Annotated in this window: 13 protein-coding genes; 2 read left to right on the forward strand and 11 right to left on the reverse strand. The window is 44.4% G+C overall.

From position 1 onward, the window contains the following. Position 1 precedes the first annotated feature (1 nt). The 10 genes from AC4CUX_RS09275 to AC4CUX_RS09320 all read right to left on the reverse strand — a co-directional run bounded on the left by AC4CUX_RS09275 (position 2) and on the right by AC4CUX_RS09320 (position 14,022). On the reverse strand, positions 2-2,842 hold the full coding sequence (locus AC4CUX_RS09275; protein WP_279689899.1) for a monovalent cation/H+ antiporter subunit A: 2,841 nt from the start codon (positions 2,840-2,842) through the stop codon (positions 2-4). Between the two features lie 362 nt (positions 2,843-3,204). Beyond that, the gene (locus AC4CUX_RS09280; protein ID WP_279689897.1) at positions 3,205-4,569 is read right to left on the reverse strand and encodes an ATP-binding protein; all 1,365 of its coding nucleotides are present in this window, start codon (positions 4,567-4,569) and stop codon (positions 3,205-3,207) included. A gap of 38 nt (positions 4,570-4,607) precedes the next feature. Further along, the gene (locus tag AC4CUX_RS09285) at positions 4,608-6,110 is read right to left on the reverse strand and encodes an AAA family ATPase (protein ID WP_279689895.1); all 1,503 of its coding nucleotides are present in this window, start codon (positions 6,108-6,110) and stop codon (positions 4,608-4,610) included. Between the two features lie 11 nt (positions 6,111-6,121). Then, on the reverse strand, positions 6,122-6,904 hold the full coding sequence (hisIE, locus tag AC4CUX_RS09290; protein ID WP_004978775.1) for a bifunctional phosphoribosyl-AMP cyclohydrolase/phosphoribosyl-ATP diphosphatase HisIE: 783 nt from the start codon (positions 6,902-6,904) through the stop codon (positions 6,122-6,124). A 189-nt stretch (positions 6,905-7,093) separates the two neighbouring features. Then, the gene (locus AC4CUX_RS09295) at positions 7,094-8,380 is read right to left on the reverse strand and encodes an FAD-dependent oxidoreductase (RefSeq protein WP_490792349.1); all 1,287 of its coding nucleotides are present in this window, start codon (positions 8,378-8,380) and stop codon (positions 7,094-7,096) included. Between the two features lie 260 nt (positions 8,381-8,640). Continuing rightward, a complete protein-coding gene (locus tag AC4CUX_RS09300; RefSeq protein ID WP_125281005.1) occupies positions 8,641-9,717 on the reverse strand; it encodes a patatin-like phospholipase family protein in 1,077 nt (358 codons plus the stop codon). Positions 9,718-9,878: 161 nt separating this feature from the next. Continuing rightward, entirely contained in the window at positions 9,879-11,498 is a 1,620-nt protein-coding gene (locus tag AC4CUX_RS09305; RefSeq protein ID WP_489774254.1) for an ABC1 kinase family protein, read from the reverse strand. A 12-nt stretch (positions 11,499-11,510) separates the two neighbouring features. Further along, positions 11,511-12,182: a ubiquinone biosynthesis accessory factor UbiJ gene (locus AC4CUX_RS09310; RefSeq protein ID WP_489774253.1), complete on the reverse strand. Its 672-nt coding sequence runs from the start codon at positions 12,180-12,182 to the stop codon at positions 11,511-11,513. 23 nt (positions 12,183-12,205) lie between these two features. Beyond that, a complete protein-coding gene (gene ubiE / locus AC4CUX_RS09315) occupies positions 12,206-13,150 on the reverse strand; it encodes a bifunctional demethylmenaquinone methyltransferase/2-methoxy-6-polyprenyl-1,4-benzoquinol methylase UbiE (protein WP_489774252.1) in 945 nt (314 codons plus the stop codon). A gap of 167 nt (positions 13,151-13,317) precedes the next feature. Further along, positions 13,318-14,022 carry a DUF8198 family protein gene (locus AC4CUX_RS09320; protein ID WP_490792350.1) on the reverse strand — a complete coding sequence of 235 codons (705 nt, stop codon included), beginning with the start codon at positions 14,020-14,022 and terminating at the stop codon, positions 13,318-13,320. Positions 14,023-14,217: 195 nt separating this feature from the next. On the opposite strand from AC4CUX_RS09320, the gene pap reads away from it, so the two are divergent. Next, positions 14,218-15,645 (forward strand): polyphosphate:AMP phosphotransferase, encoded by a 1,428-nt coding sequence (pap, locus tag AC4CUX_RS09325; RefSeq protein ID WP_490792351.1) that lies wholly within the window; start codon positions 14,218-14,220, stop codon positions 15,643-15,645. Positions 15,646-16,267: 622 nt separating this feature from the next. Here pap and AC4CUX_RS09330 read toward each other — a convergent pair. After that, entirely contained in the window at positions 16,268-16,810 is a 543-nt protein-coding gene (locus AC4CUX_RS09330; RefSeq protein WP_004978793.1) for a hypothetical protein, read from the reverse strand. A gap of 178 nt (positions 16,811-16,988) precedes the next feature. Here AC4CUX_RS09330 and AC4CUX_RS09335 point away from each other — a divergent pair, with 178 nt between their 5' ends. Beyond that, positions 16,989-20,669 carry an exodeoxyribonuclease V subunit gamma gene (locus AC4CUX_RS09335; protein ID WP_490751832.1) on the forward strand — a complete coding sequence of 1,227 codons (3,681 nt, stop codon included), beginning with the start codon at positions 16,989-16,991 and terminating at the stop codon, positions 20,667-20,669. Positions 20,670-20,672: the final 3 nt, after the last annotated feature.

The raw sequence follows: 20,672 nt of genomic DNA on the forward strand, positions 1-20,672 counted from the left end.
ATTAATCCCCCTTTGGTACTGGACCAGACATACTAGAGTGACGCGAGTCCCCAAGTACTGAAATAAGTAGCATGGTTGCACCTACGACCGTGATATAAACCCCGACATCGAACAGTGCAGCTGTCGCTAGGTGCATTTCGCCTAAGATCGGTGGCGACACATAAAAGTGTGCACTGGTGAGGAAGGGGCGTCCCCAGAACCATGCGCCTAAGCCTGTTAATCCTGCAATGACCAGACCTGTTCCAATCCAGATTTCATACAAACGACCAGACTTGGCTTTGAGCAGCTGTTCTGCATGATCTTGACCGAGTGCCATGTACTGAATAATCAAGGCCAAAGCGGTAATCAAACCCGCGATAAACCCGCCCCCAGGCAGATTATGTCCACGTAAGAAGATATACAGGCTAACCACCAAGGCAATCGGTAATATCCAAGACGCAGTGATACGAAGCATCAACGGAGAGGGATTAAAACGGTAACTGAGACCTTGAGTCATGGTGGTGCCGTGGGTACGCATACCATCCATTAAACACAGTGCGCCAATGCCTGCGATACCAAGGACGGTAATTTCACCGAAGGTATCGAAACCACGGAAGTCGACCAAAATCACGTTGACCACGTTGGTTCCGCCGCCTAACGGAATCGACTGCTGCATGAAGAACCATGAAATAGAGTTGTGATCACGGGTCAAGATGAGCCATGTGATCCATGCAATGCCGAGCCCGCCGCCAATCGCAATGAGGGCATCTCGCCAACGACGTGAGACACTCGACTCATAGGGAGTGAGTTGTGGTAAAAGCGATAAACTCATCAATAACAGTACAGTGGTGACTACATCGACGGTGATTTGTGTCAAGGCTAAATCAGGCGCAGAGAAGCAGACAAAGACCATAGTCACGACTAAACCAATCGCGCCACTGATCAATACCGCTTTAATCCGTTCGTGGTGGAACCACAGCATCATCCAGCACGAAGAGAATAAGAGTAGCCATAGTACGACCGCTAAAGCAGGGGCATGGGTGAGTTCACGGGTACCTGTGGTCAGCCCTTGTCCTAAAAATGGAAGTGAGACTATGGCAATACTGAAGACCACAATCCAAAGAATATAGCTTTGTAATTTACCGTTTTCAGTCAATCGTTTAAATTTGCGCGAGTTGAGCAGGAGTGACTTAAGGAATAAGTCAAAGGCAACTCGACCTTGTAGACGACCTAGGTATGGATCGAGATCAATTTCTCGAATTTTGCCACCCTTCGCTAGACTGAAATAGAAAATCAGACCGCCAATCGATGCAATCACGCTCATCAATAATGGCATGTTAAAACCATGCCATAGTGCAAGATGTGCGCCTTCAAAGTCCATCACTTGGGTGCTGGCGCGTGCTGTACTGTTGACGATGTTTTCAACCAAAAGAGCAGGGAATAAGCCGACTAAAATACACAGAATGGCCAGTAAAGTGGCCGGTGCACGCATGCCAAACGGTGGCTCATGTGCATCTTTGTTCGGAACTTGTTTGCCCACTGGGCCATCGAAGAAAACCCCATGCACCAAACGCACAGAGTAAGCCACTGCAAAAATCCCCGCCAGTGTCGCGAAAATTGCGGAGCAGATGAGCACAGGACCAGACAGATTGCTAAGCAGCTCAGTAAAGAACATTTCTTTAGATAAGAAACCGTTGGTCAAGGGCACACCGGCCATCGACGCTGCAGTGACCATCGTCAAAGTGGCCGTATAAGGCAACAGTTGCCATAACCCACTAAGCTTACGTAAATCACGTGTGCCTGACTCATGATCGATAATACCTGCGATCATGAACAGCGCTGCTTTAAAGGTGGCATGGTTAATAATATGGAAAATAGCCGCAGCCACAGCCAATGGTGATCCGATCCCCAAGAGACACATGATCAAGCCGAGATGGCTGATGGTTGAATAGGCCAATAAACCTTTCAGGTCTTCTTTAAAGATGGCAAAAAACGCAGCCATACACAGGGTAAACAGGCCAATAAAGGTGACCAAATTGTGGAACAGTGCCGCACCTGCAAAAATGGGTAACAGTCGTGCCACCAAGAAAATACCCGCTTTTACCATGGTTGCTGAGTGTAAATAAGCAGACACGGGAGTCGGGGCTGCCATCGCGTTGGGCAACCAAAAATGGAATGGAAATTGCGCACTTTTAGTAAAAGCACCGAGCAAAATCAGCAGCAACGTAGGAACAAATAAAGCATGACTTTGAATTTGTGCTGTCATTGTCAAGATTTGATCAATCTCGTAGGTGCCTGTGATTTGGCCGAGCAAGATGAAACCACCCAGCATGGCTAACCCGCCCATACCCGTAATGGTCAATGCCATGCGTGAGCCACGTTGTGCCGCGTCGTAATTGCTCCAATAACCGACCAATAGGAAAGAGGAGATACTGGTTAACTCCCAAAAAACGAGGAGTAAAATTAAATTATTGGAGAGAGAAATCCCGAGCATGGCTGCCATGAACAACATGAGCAGTAGATAGAGTTTATTGAGAGAATTTTTTGGGCCTAAATAAAAATAGGCATAAATATAAATGAGCGTCCCGATGCCACTAATGAGTAAGGCAAAGAGTAGGCCTAATGCGTCTAGACGGAAGCTGAAGTCAATTCCAAGCTGCGGCAACCATGACCACGACTGCGTAATGACAGCGCCATTAAACACCTCTCGTGCTTGGGTCAGTAATAAGCCTAAACTTGTCATACTGACCCCAACAGCTGCGAAGGCGGTTAGCCTACGTGAGCTCTGCTTCAGTAATGAGACAAGGGTTGTGCCAAGTATTAACGGTAACAATATAATAATCGGTAGCACACTCGTTTCCATTGTCGTGAATAGGTCAAAACCTATTGGTGAATCTCATCTTTCAAGGATTACAGGACTGCAAAGAGCAGCCCAAGAGTCTCAATCTTGAAAGCCAATGTGAAATTTAAAAATAATGAAGTTGTGTTGCGCAACTCATGAAGCGTTATAGCAAAATCCGATTTCAGTTAGAAATTTGCAAGTAAAACCGATCATATAACATGACTAAAACAACATCAATCTTTTTTGCGCTGACGCAAAACATTATACGCGTGATGGTCGTTTCTTGGTGGATGACAGGCACTTTCTCAGTGCAAGAAATGTAAAAAAAGCGACCATTGGTCGCCTGTTTTTGAGGGTTAAAATAGATATGCTTATGCAGCAGGCTAAGTTAATGGATTTGCCGATGAAGCATCATCCTCAGCACTGAGTAAAGCAATCAAATGCTGTTGCTGTTCGGGAGAGAGTTGCTGCTGTATTTGTGCGAATAATTCAGCCACACTTAAATCTTGGGGTTCAGCCGCAATCGGTTCGGTGCTTCCACTCGTCGCTTCATGATTGGCAAGGTTTTGGTAAATTACATCGAACTGATGTTGCAGTGGTTCGAGTTGGATAGAACTTAATTGCTTATTTTCCAGTTTGAGGCATTGAAACTCACTGGCTTGTTCCAGCAACTCACTTCGGTTGCCTGAGGCGATAATTTGTAGTCGAGGAAAAGCCTGATTTAAATGTTTTAAAATGACTTGTGCCATATTTTGATCCAATTGATGATCAATTGCATCAATCAATAGTACGCCGTCACCTTCTAAACAAGGGAACAGACTTTCAGGATTGAGTAGGCATAAACGTCGCACAATATCGCCAACAAGTGCCACCCAGTTGCGAATACTATTGGACAGCTGTTGATAGAGCATGCTGTTGCCATGGTAGCGCACCATCAGTTGTAACTTGGGATGATATTGCAGATAAAGATCTTCTATTTCGGGCAGAACAGTTGCTAACGCTTGCTTGAGCGCTTGTAGGCTGGGTGACTGGATGTGTGCTTGAGCCTGAGCCAGTTTATAGCTTAAGGGTATATCGGGTGGCATGCTTGTAGGCTGATGCAATATCGTTTGTAAAAACTGCGCAGTTTGCGCATTTTCAATATCGCTGATTTCACGAAACCACTCAAAGAAACGCGCAAAGGTGGTATAGGGAATAGCTGAAATTTCATAGGCATGTGCATGTTGGAAAATCAGGGGATTGTTCTTGCTGAGAATATTCATCTCATTGACAAAACGTTCCGCAGGATAATATGCAATCAACGGCAAACCTTGCAACGGATCTTGTAACGTTGCCTGCTGATATAGATTGACCAGTTGTTCGAGTTCTAATGTTTCAACTCGACTGATGCCAATGCCTTGTTGGTTTAAGGTTTTGTAGAGTTGCCATGTATAGGGTTTGGTCGCAACATCGGCTGCCGTAGGTTTGAGAGCATATAACTCAGCGGGCACAGCAACTTGAATATCAATTTTGGACTGTAGGCGGTTCAGCATAATGTCGTGATCTAACATCACCACACCTGCAGAGCGTAAATCTTTATAACGGGCCGCAAACCAAGTCAGAGCCTGATAGCTAAAACGTAAGATTGAGGTCTTGCCTGAGGCTTGATCGCCTAAAATTAAAGTGACGGGTTTATCGTGATAAGAAAAATCGACTTTAATGTCAGCAAAATGCAGGATGTGTTTCAGGTGAATCGATTGAATTTTCATAGAACACCCGCAGCGGTTGTGACTATTTTTACATTCGACTATCCAGCAACTTTACGTAATGAGCTTGGCATTTGTTTTTTCAGCTGTTGCATCAGATCGTAAATGTGATGGATATTTAAACTTACTTTAGCACGTGTACAGGCCACGTAAAGCAGTCTTAACTCTTCATCACTAATTTTATGGTCTTTGTCGTTGACCTTAAACTGATAATCATCTTCGATGTGAACGCGGTTCCACTCTAAGCCTTTGGCTTTGTGTGCGGTGGAAATAATATAATCGGCTTGTTCAATCGGCGTAATCTTCGCGAGGGCTTTTTTGAGTGGATCGGTGCCATGATCATCTACCAATTTTACTAAAGGCTTGATGTCACTGCCGTCATTGGTTTCGCAATATTCATGTACATCATGCCAAGAATTAAACCAGGCCAGTTCCGGCACATCGGTGACGCGCTTACCTTGTTTAAGCATCGCTGCGGCATCGACAAAGCGGTTCAGTTTGACATGGTCGGCTTGTAAGCTGACTTTGTCGCCATGGACCAATCCTGAGAGCAACAGTTCCATGGCGCGCGCATTGGTGCGACATAAAATCGCATCGCGCATTTTGGTATGAGGTTTGTTGACCACTTTGGAGTTGAGCAGAGGGTTGCCCATGAGCGGCACGGTTTCATTCAAGGCGCCTAAAATGGCATTGGCATGCAATGCAATCTCTTCACCAAAACGGAACGAGGTGGTGAGACGGGACTCAGGCAAAGGCAGTTGTTGCATAGCATTGACTGCGCCGCGCCATGCATAAATTTGTTGGTGTGCATCTCCGACATAGATCACTTGTGTATTACGCTGCTTCAGTAAGATGCCCAACATCAGTGGATCAGCGTCTTGTGCCTCATCAAACAACACATAGTCACTTGGGATATTGGGTTCAGACAGCGCCCACAGTTTTAAATAAATATCGTGACCAATCCCAGCCTGATGGTTTGGATCGATAGACTCTAACCAACGACGTTCAATGGCAGGGTAGAGGTGTTTTTGTAGTGAATCGATATCATCAGGGTGTAACCAGCTCGGTGTTTGTAAATGTCGCGGTGCTGGGTACTGAGAACTGGTTGAACAGAAGTGACTCACTGCATTCGCCACAAGGCTGGCCAAGCGTGACGGCATCAATACATATTTTTCATAACGTCCGCCCATCATCCGTCTTAAGGTGATGGGTTCAAGGCGGTATTCTTTGGCAATAAAACTCGGACTTAAACGAGGCAGACGAAGTTTGTCCGTCACTCCACGTGGAACACTGCGAAAGGCAAGCGAGTGGAAGGTTCGGCAGTCGACATTGCCATGAAACTTCGTTTGCGCTTCGCTGGCAATGGCTTTGTTGAACGCCAAATACATGCCACGCCTTTGTGGCATGGCATCACTAATCATTTGCAGGGTAGTGGTTTTACCTGTGCCTGCATAAGCAATTACTTTAAACGATTTGCCCAGACGCGCGTTATCAATGGCAATGGCTTGCTCATAAGTCGCGCTCGGTTTGATGATATTCGACACAGGCAATAAACTTAGTGGCTGCGGTTGGCTTTTTCAAGCAAACCAGAAAGCCCTTGACGACGTGCCAATTCATTAAGAACCACTTGAGGGTCTAAGTCGAAATAGCCTAAAACCACAATCGTATGAAACCAAAGATCTGCCACTTCATAGATCAAATCATTTTTATGGTCTTCATTGGCTTCAGATTTAAAATCTTTAGCCGCGATAATGGTTTCAACCGCTTCTTCACCGACTTTTTCTAAAATTTTGTTGAGACCTTTATGATACAGCTTCGCAACATAAGACGAGTCAGGATCAGCTGCTTTACGCTCAGCCATCATTTGACCGAGGTAGGACAAAACTTCAACTTGCTCAGACTGAGCCGTTGAGGCATTCATTGCCAATGTATGTGGATTTTTCGATTTTTCGCCATAAATCGCGTTCGGGTCTTTGAGCTGTGCATCCACAATTTCCCAGCCATTTGGCGTGAGTTTACGGTAGAAGCATGATTCACGCCCTGTGTGACAGGCAATTCCGCCGTGCTGTTCAATTTGCAGCACAATTACATCGGCATCGCAGTCGAGACGAATTTCATGTACGGTTTGAAAATGCCCAGATTCTTCGCCTTTGTGCCATAACTTGTTGCGTGAACGAGAGAAATATACGGCTTGGTTTTTCTCAGCCGTCAAAGCCAAAGCTTCACGGTTCATCCATGCAACCATCAAGACACGTCCCGTTTGGTGATGCTGTGCAATGGCAGGGACTAAACCTTGTTCGTTAAATTTTACTTCATCGAGCCATTGCAAATTGTTCATAAGATTTCACCAAGCGAATAAATATTGAGAGTGTTACGATGTTAACGTAGCGCGCTATAGTCTACGTGATTTAAACAGAATAGAGGAGAAACTTTCTACAGTTATCTCACAGCGGCTTAATTGATATATTTTAGAAATTCAACCATCAGTCACCCATCCAAAGCGGATGACGATGATTGTCATCGTATTCTACACAGAATGATTGTTTTGTTTTGCAATATCCCGATAGTTCATTTGACTGAGCATGCCTAATTTTAAACCTGAAATTGTCACCGCCATTTCTTTACGGAAATAGGGAATTCGATACATCCAAGCAAAGCTTAAATCACGTAAACCACCTGCCCACCATAGGTCAGATTGGTAAAGTGGTGTGAGTAAACGACTTAAAAATTGATAGAACGCCGTCGAACTTTGACGGTGTTGATGGTAAGTTTGCCAGAGTTGGACATAATCAAGGGCTTCATTTTTTCTTGCGCTTTGAACCGCTTGCCCCAAAGCCCATGCATCTAAAAGGGCCATATTTGCACCTTGCCCAAGTTGTGGACTCATCGCATGTGCTGCATCACCCATGACACCAATACGACCCTCACCAAACTTAGACAGCACCACATCACGATAATTTGCCGTCAACCATTGTGATTTTTGTTCAGGCTGGGCAATGACTTGTTCTAACCAATCTGCAGCAGGTTTCCAGCGCTTAGCTACTTGGTTTAACCAGTCGGAATGAGCTTGTGAGTTGTGCAGGAAGTTATTCAGTTGATGGCTTGGAAGACTCCAAAAAATACTCGATAGTCTTTGCTTGGGTTCATGTGGAACAGTGCCTGTTGGTAAGATGCCCATCATCATTTTAGATCGATCATGAAACTGATGTAAAATTTCTGTATCTAATTCAAGGCATTCTGGAACAATCGTCCATTTCGCTCCCCAAGGATAAGCTTGATCAACCTTTACCCATTTTTTGGGTCTTAAAAGGCTACGTGCGCCATTGGCAACGATTACAGCATCAAAAGCTTGATCAAATGATTCGCCATCTTTTGTACCCAAAACTCGAACTTGATCGGATGTTTCTTCTAATGTTTGAATGTCGGTATTCATTTGCCAGGTAATCAGTTCGGAATATTCACGGCATTTATTTTCTAAAGTATGGCATAACGTTGCTCGATGAATCCCTACACCATAAAAATCAGGATGCGCTTGTTCATAATGGCTATTGACCAGTAAATTGCCACTCGGTAACTGACCTTTGAGCCCAGTGACTTTTGCACCCAGTCTTAAAACCTCATCTAAAAGGCCTAAATGCTCAAAAACAGCTAAACCAGAAGGTTGTAGTAACAGTCCTGCTCCGACAGGTTCAAGTTCTGAGGCTTTCTCTAAAATACTGACTTGAATATTTTGTCGAGCCAGTAAAATCGCAGTGGCTAACCCTGCGGTTCCTGCACCAATAATGGCGAAGTGGGGCGGGTGATTAGAAATCATAGATCGAATGATTTAACCATTGTCTAACAATGAATTCATAACGAATATTATCCGATTTTTAATTGGTCGATGTTGATTTAAATGAAATCTTCTAACGAGCTTGCAATCACATTTTTTCCCACGATTTATTTTGTAATTCAATGACTTGACCATATTTTTTTTGTTCACTTAAAATTATTGTTAGCATAGAAAAAAATGTAATCTCGATTTTTCTTTATTTGGTCAGATTAAACAAGATTACATTCATGCGCAAATTTTGTTTATAAATCTTGTATGACCTGTGCAAAATGCTGTTTTTCCACCATTTCCAAGAACTCATCACCTAAGCGCTGACTTTCAGAAATACATTGGTTCCACATTTGAATGCGCTGTTTTTGGTCGAGCCCTTTGAGGGTGAAATCTTTACGATCGGGCAGGCGTCCTAAAGGTAAGCTCTGTAAATAGTCTTGGGACGGAGACAAGAGTAGCGTACGGGCTTGATTTTCAGGATTGGCGTGACGTTTAAACAGCTTATCAAACCACCCCGGCGTAATGCTGTCCGTAAAGTGTGGATAAAGCACAATGCCTTGACTCTCAAAAGGCAGATCGATGTGATAATCAATCAGACCACCATCACGATAACTACCTTGTGGTGCATCTGGAATATCGCGAATTGCGGCCATCACACCTGGAATAGAAGCTGAGGCAATCAGCCAAGGCAGAACGTTTGCAGCGGTGAGACTGTGGTAATGAGTGGGAAAATCATCTTCCACTTTAAATTGTTTACCATTACTGGGCTGACTAATCACCCGTTGCATAAAGTGGCGACTATGCTTTCGCGCAACAGCGGTTGTGCCGATGATACCTGCCACAGAGGCCAAGAGCGGGAGAACTTGGTCACTTTGGAAGATGTGTTGAGCCTTAATTGACAGTACCGCGAGGTGGTAATCGGGATGATTGACCAATTCCGCTTCTTTGCCTTGCACCAAGTCAAGCAGCATGCCACGGCAAATATCACTGACTTCTTGACGCTGCATTTTTTTGTCAAAATAGAGGTTGGTATAGAGTTCACCTAAACGTTCGGTACCTGCTTTTGCACCGTGCGCTAAGATGCTGGCAAAGCGCCAACTGCCAATGGACGAACCAATCAAAGTCCGTCTTTGCGGTGCACGAGCAAAGAATTCACCAAAAATGGCTTGGTCTAAACCTTGAATCCCGATACCTTTGGGCCCACCTGCGGCGCCAGGCACAATATCGACCTGCTCAGCTTGTAAGCCTTCGCTTTGAATGAGTTGACGTGCTAATTTACCTGCACGAATGCTTAAAGCTGGAGGGTGTTTATGCAGGATTTGAGTCATCGTTATCATTCAAAGAGACAATATATATTGTCATTTTAACTGGCGAGAGAATGAGCGCATTGGCAAAAGTGATCCAATAATGACTTTGAGGTCACTTTATACTTAAAAGTTAAACATAAAAAAGCCTGAGAGACTCAGGCTTTTAATACAGCAGAAAGCGTCTATTTAAACACGCGCCACACCGCCAGTAAGCTGGTGAGTACAATTAAAATCACTGAAATAAACCAAGGCGAGATAATCGCAATCGACAGCAAAATGGCCATGAGACTACCAAAAATCCAACTGCGTTTTTGCTGATGCTCCATTTGTAGGCGCATACTTTGCAGTTCATTGAGCTGTTTAGCATGCCAAACTGATTGGTTTTTGAGACCATTTAAGCTATCGACCAACAGCGTCGGGAAGTCTTGTGCCCCTAAAAGTAAGTCCGGAATTTTTTGTCCCAGCTCTTTTAGGTTCTTCTGTGGATTCATTTGCGCTTTGATCCAATCGGTCAGGATTGGCTTTGCCAAACTCCAAATGTCCAGCTCTGGGTAAAGGTCTGTACCTAAACCCTCAACATGCACGAGGGTTTTAAGCAGCAGCATCAGCTGTGGTGGAATTTCCAAATGGAAGCGTCGTGCAATATCCATCACTTGAATCAAAATGCCCGCGAAGTCCAATTCATGCATAGGTTTGGACACCATTGGCCCGACCGTGCGACGCATTTCACGTGCTAGTGCATCTTGGTCTGTGCCCGGTGGAATCCAACCAGCTTGATGCACGATTTGAATCAGTTGCATAAAGTCGCTGTTCATGACCGCAAGCAGCATACGTGCCACGGTCATTTGGTCGTGCTTCGACAACTCACCCATAATGGCACAGTCTAGTGCAATATAGCGTGGTTGGCTTGGGTTTAGTGTTTCAACGAAGACATTGCCCGGATGCATGTCGGCATGGAAAAAGTTGTCACGGAAGACTTGGGTAAAGAAAATGGTTAAGCCTTTTTCCGCCAGATCTTTACGATCCATCCCCAGCTTTTCAAAGGTTTCAATGTCTGAAATGGGAACGCCCGTAATGCGTTCAGCCACCATCACGTCTTTGCTATCCATATAGACTTCAGGCACATACATCATGCTTGAGCCTGTAAAGTAATGGCGCATACGACGGGTATTGTCGGCTTCTAAGGTCAAATCCAGTTCATTTAAGATGACCTGACGATAGTCCTGAATAATTTCAGATAAGTGTAGTGCACGCGCGGCTTCTAGGCGTTTTTCAAGAAAATCGCCCAACCATTCTAAAATTTCAAAGTCTTGTAAAATTTGACTACGAATAGCGGGACGGGTGACTTTCACCACCACTTCGCGCCCATCATGTAAAGCGGCTGTATGTACTTGAGCAATCGAGGCTGCTGCCAAAGGTTGTTCGTCGAAGCGTGCAAACAGCGTATTTACATCTGCTTTCAGTGAGTCTTGAATGCGCATTTTCGCGACATCAGAACCAAAGGGTTTGACACGGTCTTGGAGTAGAACCAGTTGTTGTAGCACTTCAGGTGGAATCAGGTCACGACGAGTAGACAGCAGTTGTCCCATTTTAATCGCCAGTGGTCCCATTTCCTCTAAAGCTTGTTTGAGCTTCAGTGGGTTTTTTCGTTCACGACTGGACCATGCCGCAGGGTGCATACGAATTACACCCAGCGCATGGCGCGCTTTTTCAGGCAATTCTTCCGCAGGAAACAACGTGTCGAGTCTATAGTGCGCGGCAATGCGCCAAAGTTCGAGTAAACGTGAAACGTGCGGAATCATATATGTAAATACCTAGTTTTGAGTTGAGTCTTGAGTGTCAATCTGTGCTTGAAGTTGTTGAATTTTGGCTTCGGCACGATCTAAGTTTTGATTAAAAATGCGGGTATCTTGATGCAGATCATCCATTTGCCAACGCGGGGCAAATAGACCACTGTCTTCTTTCAAGGCATCTTCAGCAAAAAACAAATGACTTTGTAAGGCCTGTTTGATGTGTTTTGGTGTCAGCTGAATTTTGGCCAATTCATGCGCCAAACTTGGGCCAATCCACGGGCTTAAATACGCAGCCAAGTCCGGCTCAGCGTGTTGCATAATCCGTTGAATATCCTGTAGAAGGTGATAATCACCTTGGAGTGGGATAGTACCGACATCATCTGCCAGTAATAGCTTGAGCAGCTCAACCACATTGGCTACCGTTAAAGTTGCGGTTGCTGGGGTGTGAGATTGAGCTTGGTCAAAAGGGCGTTGTTCGAAAATGGACGCTGTTTCACTATGCCCTGTAACGGTAGGTTCTAAGCGCACTTTGGCTTGGTCAAAGAACACATCTACAGACAGTTGCGGGGACGCGATCACCACACGTAACATCTTGCCTTGTAGTTCATTGAGCTGGATGCGAGTGATCGCATCCAAATTAATCACATGATGAATTAATCGTTCAATTGCACCGAGTGCCAGAATCGACCACATAATTTGCCCTTAAACGTTTAATTTTAAAGTTTAAAACCACGGTGTACAGCAACGATACCGCCTGTCAGGTTGTGATAGTCACAGTTTTGGAAGCCTGCATTTTCCATCATGCCTTTTAGCGTGCGTTGGTCTGGGTGCATACGAATGGACTCGGCTAAATATTTATAGCTTTCTGAGTCATTGGCAATAATTTTGCCCATGATCGGCAGTGCAGTGAACGAATATAGATCGTACAGTTTTGAAAATGGTTCAAACACAGGTTTAGAGAACTCTAATACCAGTAGGCGACCACCTGGTTTAAGCACGCGGTACATCGCTGCAAGTGCTGCATCTTTATCGGTCACATTACGTAGACCAAACGAGATCGTGAGTAGGTCAAAGCTGTTGTCTTCAAATGGATCGAGGGTTTCAGCATTGGCTAATACGAAGTCAACATTGGTGCAGCCTGCATCGATTAAACGATCTCGACCCACATTCAACATCGATTCATTAATGTCTGAAAGTACTACATGACCTGTAGGGCCAACTTCGCGGCTAAACACTTTAGCCAAGTCGCCTGTCCCGCCAGCAATATCTAATACGCGTTGACCACGACGAACCCCTGACATATTGATCGCAAAACGTTTCCATAGACGGTGAATACCAAAAGACATCAAGTCATTCATAATGTCGTATTTACTGGCAACCGAGTGGAAAACTTCCGCCACTTTTTGCGCTTTATCTTCACTGCTCACTGTCTGGTAACCAAAGTGTGTGGTACTGCCGACGTTACCTGTGTTAGCACCGCGAGGAAGATTGTATTTGGGTACAGAACCCGTCACAGGGGTATCAGTCAACTGTTGTTGTAATGATTTTTGTTGACCTTGCGCCGTGCCTTGGGGTAATGGTTCAGTTAAAAATGGACTCACTTTGTCTGTGTTTTGTGCCGACTCTTGAGTAGCGGTAGGCGTTTGATTTTCATTCGACATGGGAGTCACTCCTAACATAGCAATAGGGTAAATGTTGCAGTGCATGCATGATGACAGATTCTAGGACGTTGTACAGTAACCATCATGCAATTGTGCTGAATAATATACAGAAAAACAGCAGAGCAAAGCTGCTGCTGGCTTATTTTTATCAAGTCATTCGTTGAAATTTACTGAAAAGGATACAAATGCCCCGCATGGACTTTATCAATAATTTGACGTTCCACCGCAGTAAAGTCTTTCACAAATTTCTCCGCCGACCTTAGCGGTTTCATGGCCAAAAAGCCATCCTGCATAAATTCATACATGACATTGAAGTTATATTTGTTGGCCGTCCCTTTACACATCTTAAAAGCGGTATAGACCATAAAAGAGCGCATGTATTTATCGAGGTTCTTACCCAATTGATCGAGTAAATACAGCTGTTTCAAGCGTTCTTCGCCTTGTTCTAGTTTTAAATAGGCTTGGCGCATCAAATCATCGGTTAAGGCTTCAGAGGGATGGTGATCTTTCAGCAATTGCATCGCCACTTGTTCATCCAGTCGCACCGCCAAAATTGCCAGTTCAACCCCAGAGGTACCGGTTTTAATGGCATTTTCGGGAATTAATTTCTCCGCTTTGTGCGCATATTTGCTCAAGCGTGCAATTTGTCCTGCCAAAGCGTCAAAATCTGGGCCACCATATAAACGGTTGATAAAATACTCGGCCATCAATAGGTTTTGTTTTTCTGCAAAAGCCTTGTTATGCGTGCGCTGCATCCGTTGTTTTTGCCAGACTTGCACATCTTGTAAACGTTGGAAGAGCACCGAATCTTGATGATAATGCAATTGGTAATACTGTTCTAAAAGCTCATCGAGGGCGGCGAGTTTGGACATTTGCTGTCTCAGTTCTATTTAAAGATAGCTAAATCTTAGTGCGTGATGACGGAACTCGCTATGACAAAGTGACAAAAAAACTATTTATTTGTGGTCAGTTTGATGTAGAAGTAGTCAAAAGACGCGTGTGAAAATCATCTAGAGCATCATTTTTTAGGATCTAGTGATTTGATTAAATAGAAAAAAGGAGGGGTAATGGATACAGAAACGATCGCCAGTGCAGTGCTGAACGAAGAACAGCTTTCACTGGACTTAATTGAAGCGCAATATGCGTTGATGAATACCCGTGATCAGAGCAATGCAAAAAGTTTAGTGATTTTGGTCAGTGGAATTGAACTTGCGGGTAAAGGCGAAGCGGTGAAACAGCTGCGCGAATGGGTCGATCCGCGTTTTTTATATGTCAAAGCCGATCCACCGCACTTGTTTAATCTAAAACAGCCTTTTTGGCAGCCCTATACTCGATTTGTACCTGCCGAAGGGCAAATTATGGTGTGGTTTGGTAATTGGTATGGGGATTTGTTGGCTACGGCTATGCATGCTTCAAAGCCTTTGGACGACACTTTGTTTGATGAATACGTCAGCAATATGCGAGCCTTTGAGCAGGACTTAAAAAACAACAACGTAGATGTCTTAAAAGTTTGGTTCGATTTGTCGTGGAAGTCTCTGCAAAAGCGTCTGGATGATATGGACCCGAGCGAAGTGCATTGGCATAAGTTGCATGGGCTAGACTGGCGCAATAAAAAACAATATGACACCTTACAAAAGCTACGTACGCGCTTCACCGATGACTGGCAAATCATTGATGGTGAAGATGAAGATTTGCGTAATCACAATTTTGCACAAGCAATTTTAACAGCGCTGCGACACTGTCCAGAGCATGAAAAAAAGGCCGCGCTAAAGTGGCAGCAAGCAGCGATACCGGATATTCTGACTCAGTTTGAAGCCCCTCAAGCTGAGGATGCAAACTATAAAGCAGAGTTAAAAAAACTCACTAAACAAGTGGCCGATGCCATCCGCTGTGATGACCGTAAAGTGGTGATCGCTTTTGAAGGTATGGATGCCGCTGGGAAAGGGGGGGCGATTAAGCGCATTGTGAAAAAGCTCGACCCGCGAGAATATGAAATTCATACCATTGCCGCACCTGAAAAGTATGAGTTACGCCGTCCTTACCAGTGGCGTTTTTGGAGCAAATTGCAGTCGGATGACATCACTATTTTTGATCGAACGTGGTATGGACGCGTTTTGGTAGAACGGGTAGAAGGCTTCGCAACCGAGGTGGAGTGGCAACGCGCTTATGCGGAAATCAATCGTTTTGAAAAAAACCTCAGCAACAGTCAAACCGTATTGATTAAGTTTTGGCTGGCGATTGATAAAGATGAACAAGCAGCGCGTTTTAAAGCCCGCGAAAGTACTCCGCATAAACGCTTTAAAATTACCGAAGAAGATTGGCGCAATCGCGACAAATGGGATGACTATTTAAAGGCAGCCGCGGATATGTTTGCACATACCGATACGGGTTATGCGCCTTGGTATATTATTTCCACCAATGATAAACAACAGGCCCGAATTGAAGTCTTAAGGGCAATTTTAAAACAGCTCAAAGCGGATCGCGATACAGATTAAAAAGCTTAAAAACGGTCATTTGAGCTAATGTGAGTTGGTTAAGTAGTTTCGTATTAACCTTTTAACCTGAGCTCGACAAAAATACGATACACGGAAATGTCATTTGCAACCTGCATGGTGTAAGTAAAATAATGTCTGCGATTTATTTTAATAAATCCAAAAAGAGAACAGGTTTTGCAGATGAAAATGGTTTTGCCTACTTTTCCCGAAAGAAAAGTAGGGCGAGCCTCTGGATAGTGATGAAATTGGATAAGAGCCTGATAAGACTCTGCCAAGATAGTTATTTTTCAATAAGTTGGTGGAATATTTGAGTCGATTTCAGGTTGCATTTTTAGTTCTTTATTGCGGAGTCTTACCGCTTAAAGTCTAATTTTTGGAGTTCGTTTGGTTCTTTTGTTTAGCCAAAAGAACCAAAAACATTTGTCATTCGCAAAACCTGTTCAATTTTTGTATATAAAACAACTTTTATTGCAAAAACAGTCCATTTTAAAGGCTGAGCAGGTTGCGAATGACGTTGTTGTGTATCGATGAGAATTTAGAGTTTAAAAAGACATGCCAGTCGGCTTTTTAGTGGACTGGCATTATGGTCATTTGACCGTTTTTTAGAGGCGGATTTAGTTCTTTAACTTAAGGGAATTTGAGTCACTGGCGCTGCAACAGGAATTCCTTGTTCAGCGGCTTGTTTCAGTTGAATGCCTTTGGCGAGCTTATACGACTCTTCCACATGGGTTTCCGCAATTTTTTTCATCACGACATAACCCAAGCTGGCCGCAATCATTTGTCCACCTAAGGGAATGAATTTGGTGACTTGTTTGGTGATGTATTTGGCTGCCATGTTATTGAGGGATTTCTTCACGGCTGTACGTGCCACCACCAGTCCAGAGAACTCCACGCCACGTTTACGCAGTTCTGACCAATGTATTTGCTTGGTTTCTGGGTCGTAGACACTGACTTGCTCTGGGGTTAAACCAAAGCGGGCATTAATTTCGGGAATCAACTGCGACAATATGCCCACATCAATCACCACATCAAGGAAAGGGACTGGAATAACCGCTGCACCTGCGGAAAAATAGGCGCGCTTTTTGACTAAATCCAAACACTCTTCACGGATTTGTTCTAAATTTAAAGAGGGATCAATTTTTTCTGGAATATGCTCTAATTTCATTTTCTAAATCCTAAAATATCCTGATTCACATTGATTCTAGTTTTGCTTAAAGTACGTATTTTAAAGCAAATTTTAAATAGAAATATGTCATCAAAGTGACATAGACAGAACCAGAAGTATAGTCAATAATCTGTGTACTTTTGTAGATTTTTCATAAGATGGTTATTTGAGAGGAAACATGGCGATACACGTAATACAAAGTCAGCGTATTGATGTTCTGTTGCAAGCCATGCAAAAAACCGTCTTTAAACCGGCCAAAAATGCCTTTCAAGTGCTGCAAGCACAGCATTTTATTGTACCTTCACCTGCGGTTGAGGCTTGGCTAACACAAAAGTTGGCAGAACAGCAGGGCATTAGTGCCAACACGCAGTTTCATCATCGTATTCGTGGTTTTCAATGGTCGGCTTATCAGTGGGTTTTGGTCGACCAAAAAGATGAAGTCCGTAAAGCCAATATTCCGCGATTGATTATTAAATGGCGTGTCTTTCAAGCCTTAAAAGAATTTATACAAGCCGAGCTGAATCCTTTAGAGGTTGCTCATCCGTTGTATCCGATTATTCAGCGGATCTATGCCAGCGCTGACCGTTTGCAACAAGGCATCGATAAACAGCTCAAAAAGCAAAGCATGCTGTATTGGGTCGCGGAGCAGGTTTCACGGCTGTTTAGTTTTTATATGGATTATCGTGGGCATTGCACCAAAGGCTGCCCACCGCAAAGTTGCCGTTGCCAGACCAATTGGTTACAAGCGTGGGGCAAAAACCAGCCGCTCGATTTGGAGCAGATGTTCTTTAAAACTCAGCAAGAACTCAGTGCTTTTCAACTCAATCAAGCTTATGAATTGGAAGCATGGCAACGTTGGCTCTGGCAAGTGGTGTTCCATGCTGACTTTGAACAAATTCAGCGTATTGATACTGCATTTTGGGGCTTACTCGATCAAGCAGAGACCCGAGACGCTGCACTTAAAAAGTTGCCTGCACAGTTGGTGGTATTTACGGTTTTAGATTTACCGCCAAGGCAATTGGAGTTTTTACATCGATTGGGACAATACCTCGAGATCTTTATTTTTCACTATAACCCATCGCAAGAATATTGGGCGGACAGTGTCGATCCCAATTGGAAAGCGCGTTATGACGCACGGGTGAAGCAGCGTTTTATTGAAAAAAATCCAAATGCCAATGATGCCGAGATTCAGCAGTTTTTTGATGAGTTTACCCTCAATTTTAATGCAGAAACCCGAGAGTCTCGCCATCCTTTACTGACCCGATTTGGTAAACAAGCGCGCGACCATTTCTCTTTACTTTCCAGCCTTTCTTCAGGTGAAGACGGCGTCTGGGCCGATATCTTTGTCGATGAATATCCAGAAACTTTACTTGGTAAAATTCAGTCTGATGTCCTGTATTTGGTAGAACCTACGCAGCATCAGTATGCCTTGGCTGAACAAGATGATTCGATACAGATTCATGTCTGTCACTCCAGCCTTAGACAGCTTGAAGTCCTCAAAGATCAACTGACGCATTGGTTGGCTCAGGGCACGGCTGATGCACCGCGACGTCCAAGCGATATTTTAGTGTTGACGCCCAGTTTGACTGAGCTAGAACCTTTTATTCGCAGTGTTTTTGCGCCTCCTCCGCATGAGCGTGAAGCTTTGCAAAAGGGTCACCAACTCAGTAAAGACAGTATTTATCTGCCGATTAAGCTGGCAGGCGTGACTCAACTCGATGCCTTAAATGCCTGGCGTGCTGTGCTGGGACGGATGGTCTTGGTGCGGGGGCGTTTCAGTATTGAGGACTTTGCTGATTGGCTCAGTTTAAATGCAACGCAACAACGTTACGGCTTAGACATGAATATGATCGAGCGAATGACGGAGCTGTTGATCAACGCGGGCTTTAAACGTGGATTGGATGCCGAGCATTTAAAACGTAGTCTGGCCGAAGGTGATGATGACTATCGTTATAGTCTGAAGTTTGCCTTAGATCGTTTGGCGTTAGGCGTCGCTGTACCAGAACATGTGCTGTTTCATGAGACCTTGAGCTATGCCCAAGTACAGTCGAGTGATTTTGAGCTGATTGGTGTTTTGATTGAAATTTATCAAGATTTTAAACACCGTTCCGAGTGGATGATCGCGCATGAAACTGGACAACGGACAACTGCGGAAACTTGGCTGAATAGTTTGATGGAAGATATTCGCGAGTTTGAAGCCGCAGGTGTCGAGTCTTTGGCCGCAGTGTATAAGATGGTCAAAAAACAAGAACGTATGCTGACCTTGGCGAGTTTCTATGACGAACACGACCATCATGCACTGCGCAGTTTAAGTTTACCTTTGCCTTATGTATTAGAAGAAATCCAAAAGACCTTAGAAGCGCAACTGGACTATGCAGAACCCACGGGGCAGATCACGTTTAGTCAAATTGGCCAGATTCGACCTGTGCCGTATAAGTTGATCGTGATGTTGGGCTTGGACAGTGGCAAGTTTCCCAACCGCAGTGCGCATTTGCCTTTTGACCTGATGGACTTGCTGAAGCCACAACTGGGGGATCGTTCCCGTTTGGAAGATGATCAAGGGGCTTTTCTAGATGCCTTGTTGTTGGCACAAGAGAACATATGGTTATTTTATAATGGCTTTGATATCAACGATGGTGAAGTCCGTGATCCGTCTACGGTATTGCAAGAACTGATTCAGCATATGGCCTTTATTGTGCAGCCTGACATACAAAGCAAGAGGGTCAATGCAACGGTTGATAAGCATGGTGTGACTGTCCCTGCACAGTTGGCATCGCTGTATCATGTCCATCCTTTATTGCCTTTTGATCCGCGTGGTTTTGAGTCTGAGCACAGTATTCGTTTTCAGGATCAATGGTTTCAGGTCGCGAAACAACTACAGTATGCATCGGGGCAACGGAGTAGTTGGGTTAACACGCCTTATCCAAAATTAGAGCAAGATATTCAAGTTCTTGATAGTCAGCAGTGGATTCAGGACATCACTTTCCCTGCAAGGCTGTATCTCAAGACTTTAGGCGTGGAAAACTTAAAACCAGAAGAGATTCCTGCAACGCAAGAACCGTTACTGCTCGATGGTTTAGGACGTTATGCCATTCGTCATTTTTTACAACAACATGAGGCAGCGGCAGATGCCAATCTTCTGATGGATCAACTGCCGATTGGTAAAGTCCAAGATGGGGTCTGGCAAATGAGCGTGCTTGAACAGCAGCGCTTGCTGACACGTTTACAACGTTATGCGCCTGAGGCTACAGCCACGACCCAACAAGTCTGGAAGGTGAATGAACATTTACAGATCAATGTCACCCTAGCCAAATTTAGTGCTGAAAAATGGGTCAGTGTAGAAGCATCCAGTGCTCGGGCAAAGCGCCGTGCCAAAGTTTGGTTAGAGTATTTACTGTGGTTGGCTTATGTCAATTTGGGTGAGGGCGGACAGCAATATCAACGCATCGTGGTGTTTAGTGACCGAACCATTTTATGTACTGGTGTGAGTTCAAATCAGGCGCGTGAATGGCTCAAACCTTGGTTGAAAGCATGGGAGTATGCACAAACTCAGCCTTTGGTTTTACCTGCGGCCTTGTTACTGAAAATTGCAGAAAAAGATAAAACCCATGAATGGCAATTGAATGATCAGGGACAGATGGTGATTGCCGACATGGACGCCATTTATAAAGTTTGGGAAGAAGATGGTCGCTTTAGTGGTTTTTCAATGACTGAAAACGAAGCCAATAAAGCACACCGCGACTGGCAGTTTATTCTACAAGAGCAGGATGCCAAGGCATTACTTGCCCATGCCTGCGAGCAGTTTTCTTATGAACTATATCATCCGATATTTTTGCATCAGCAAAGCCTTGAGGACTAAGTC

It is taken from the genome of Acinetobacter sp. 231_lipA (assembly GCF_058243005.1).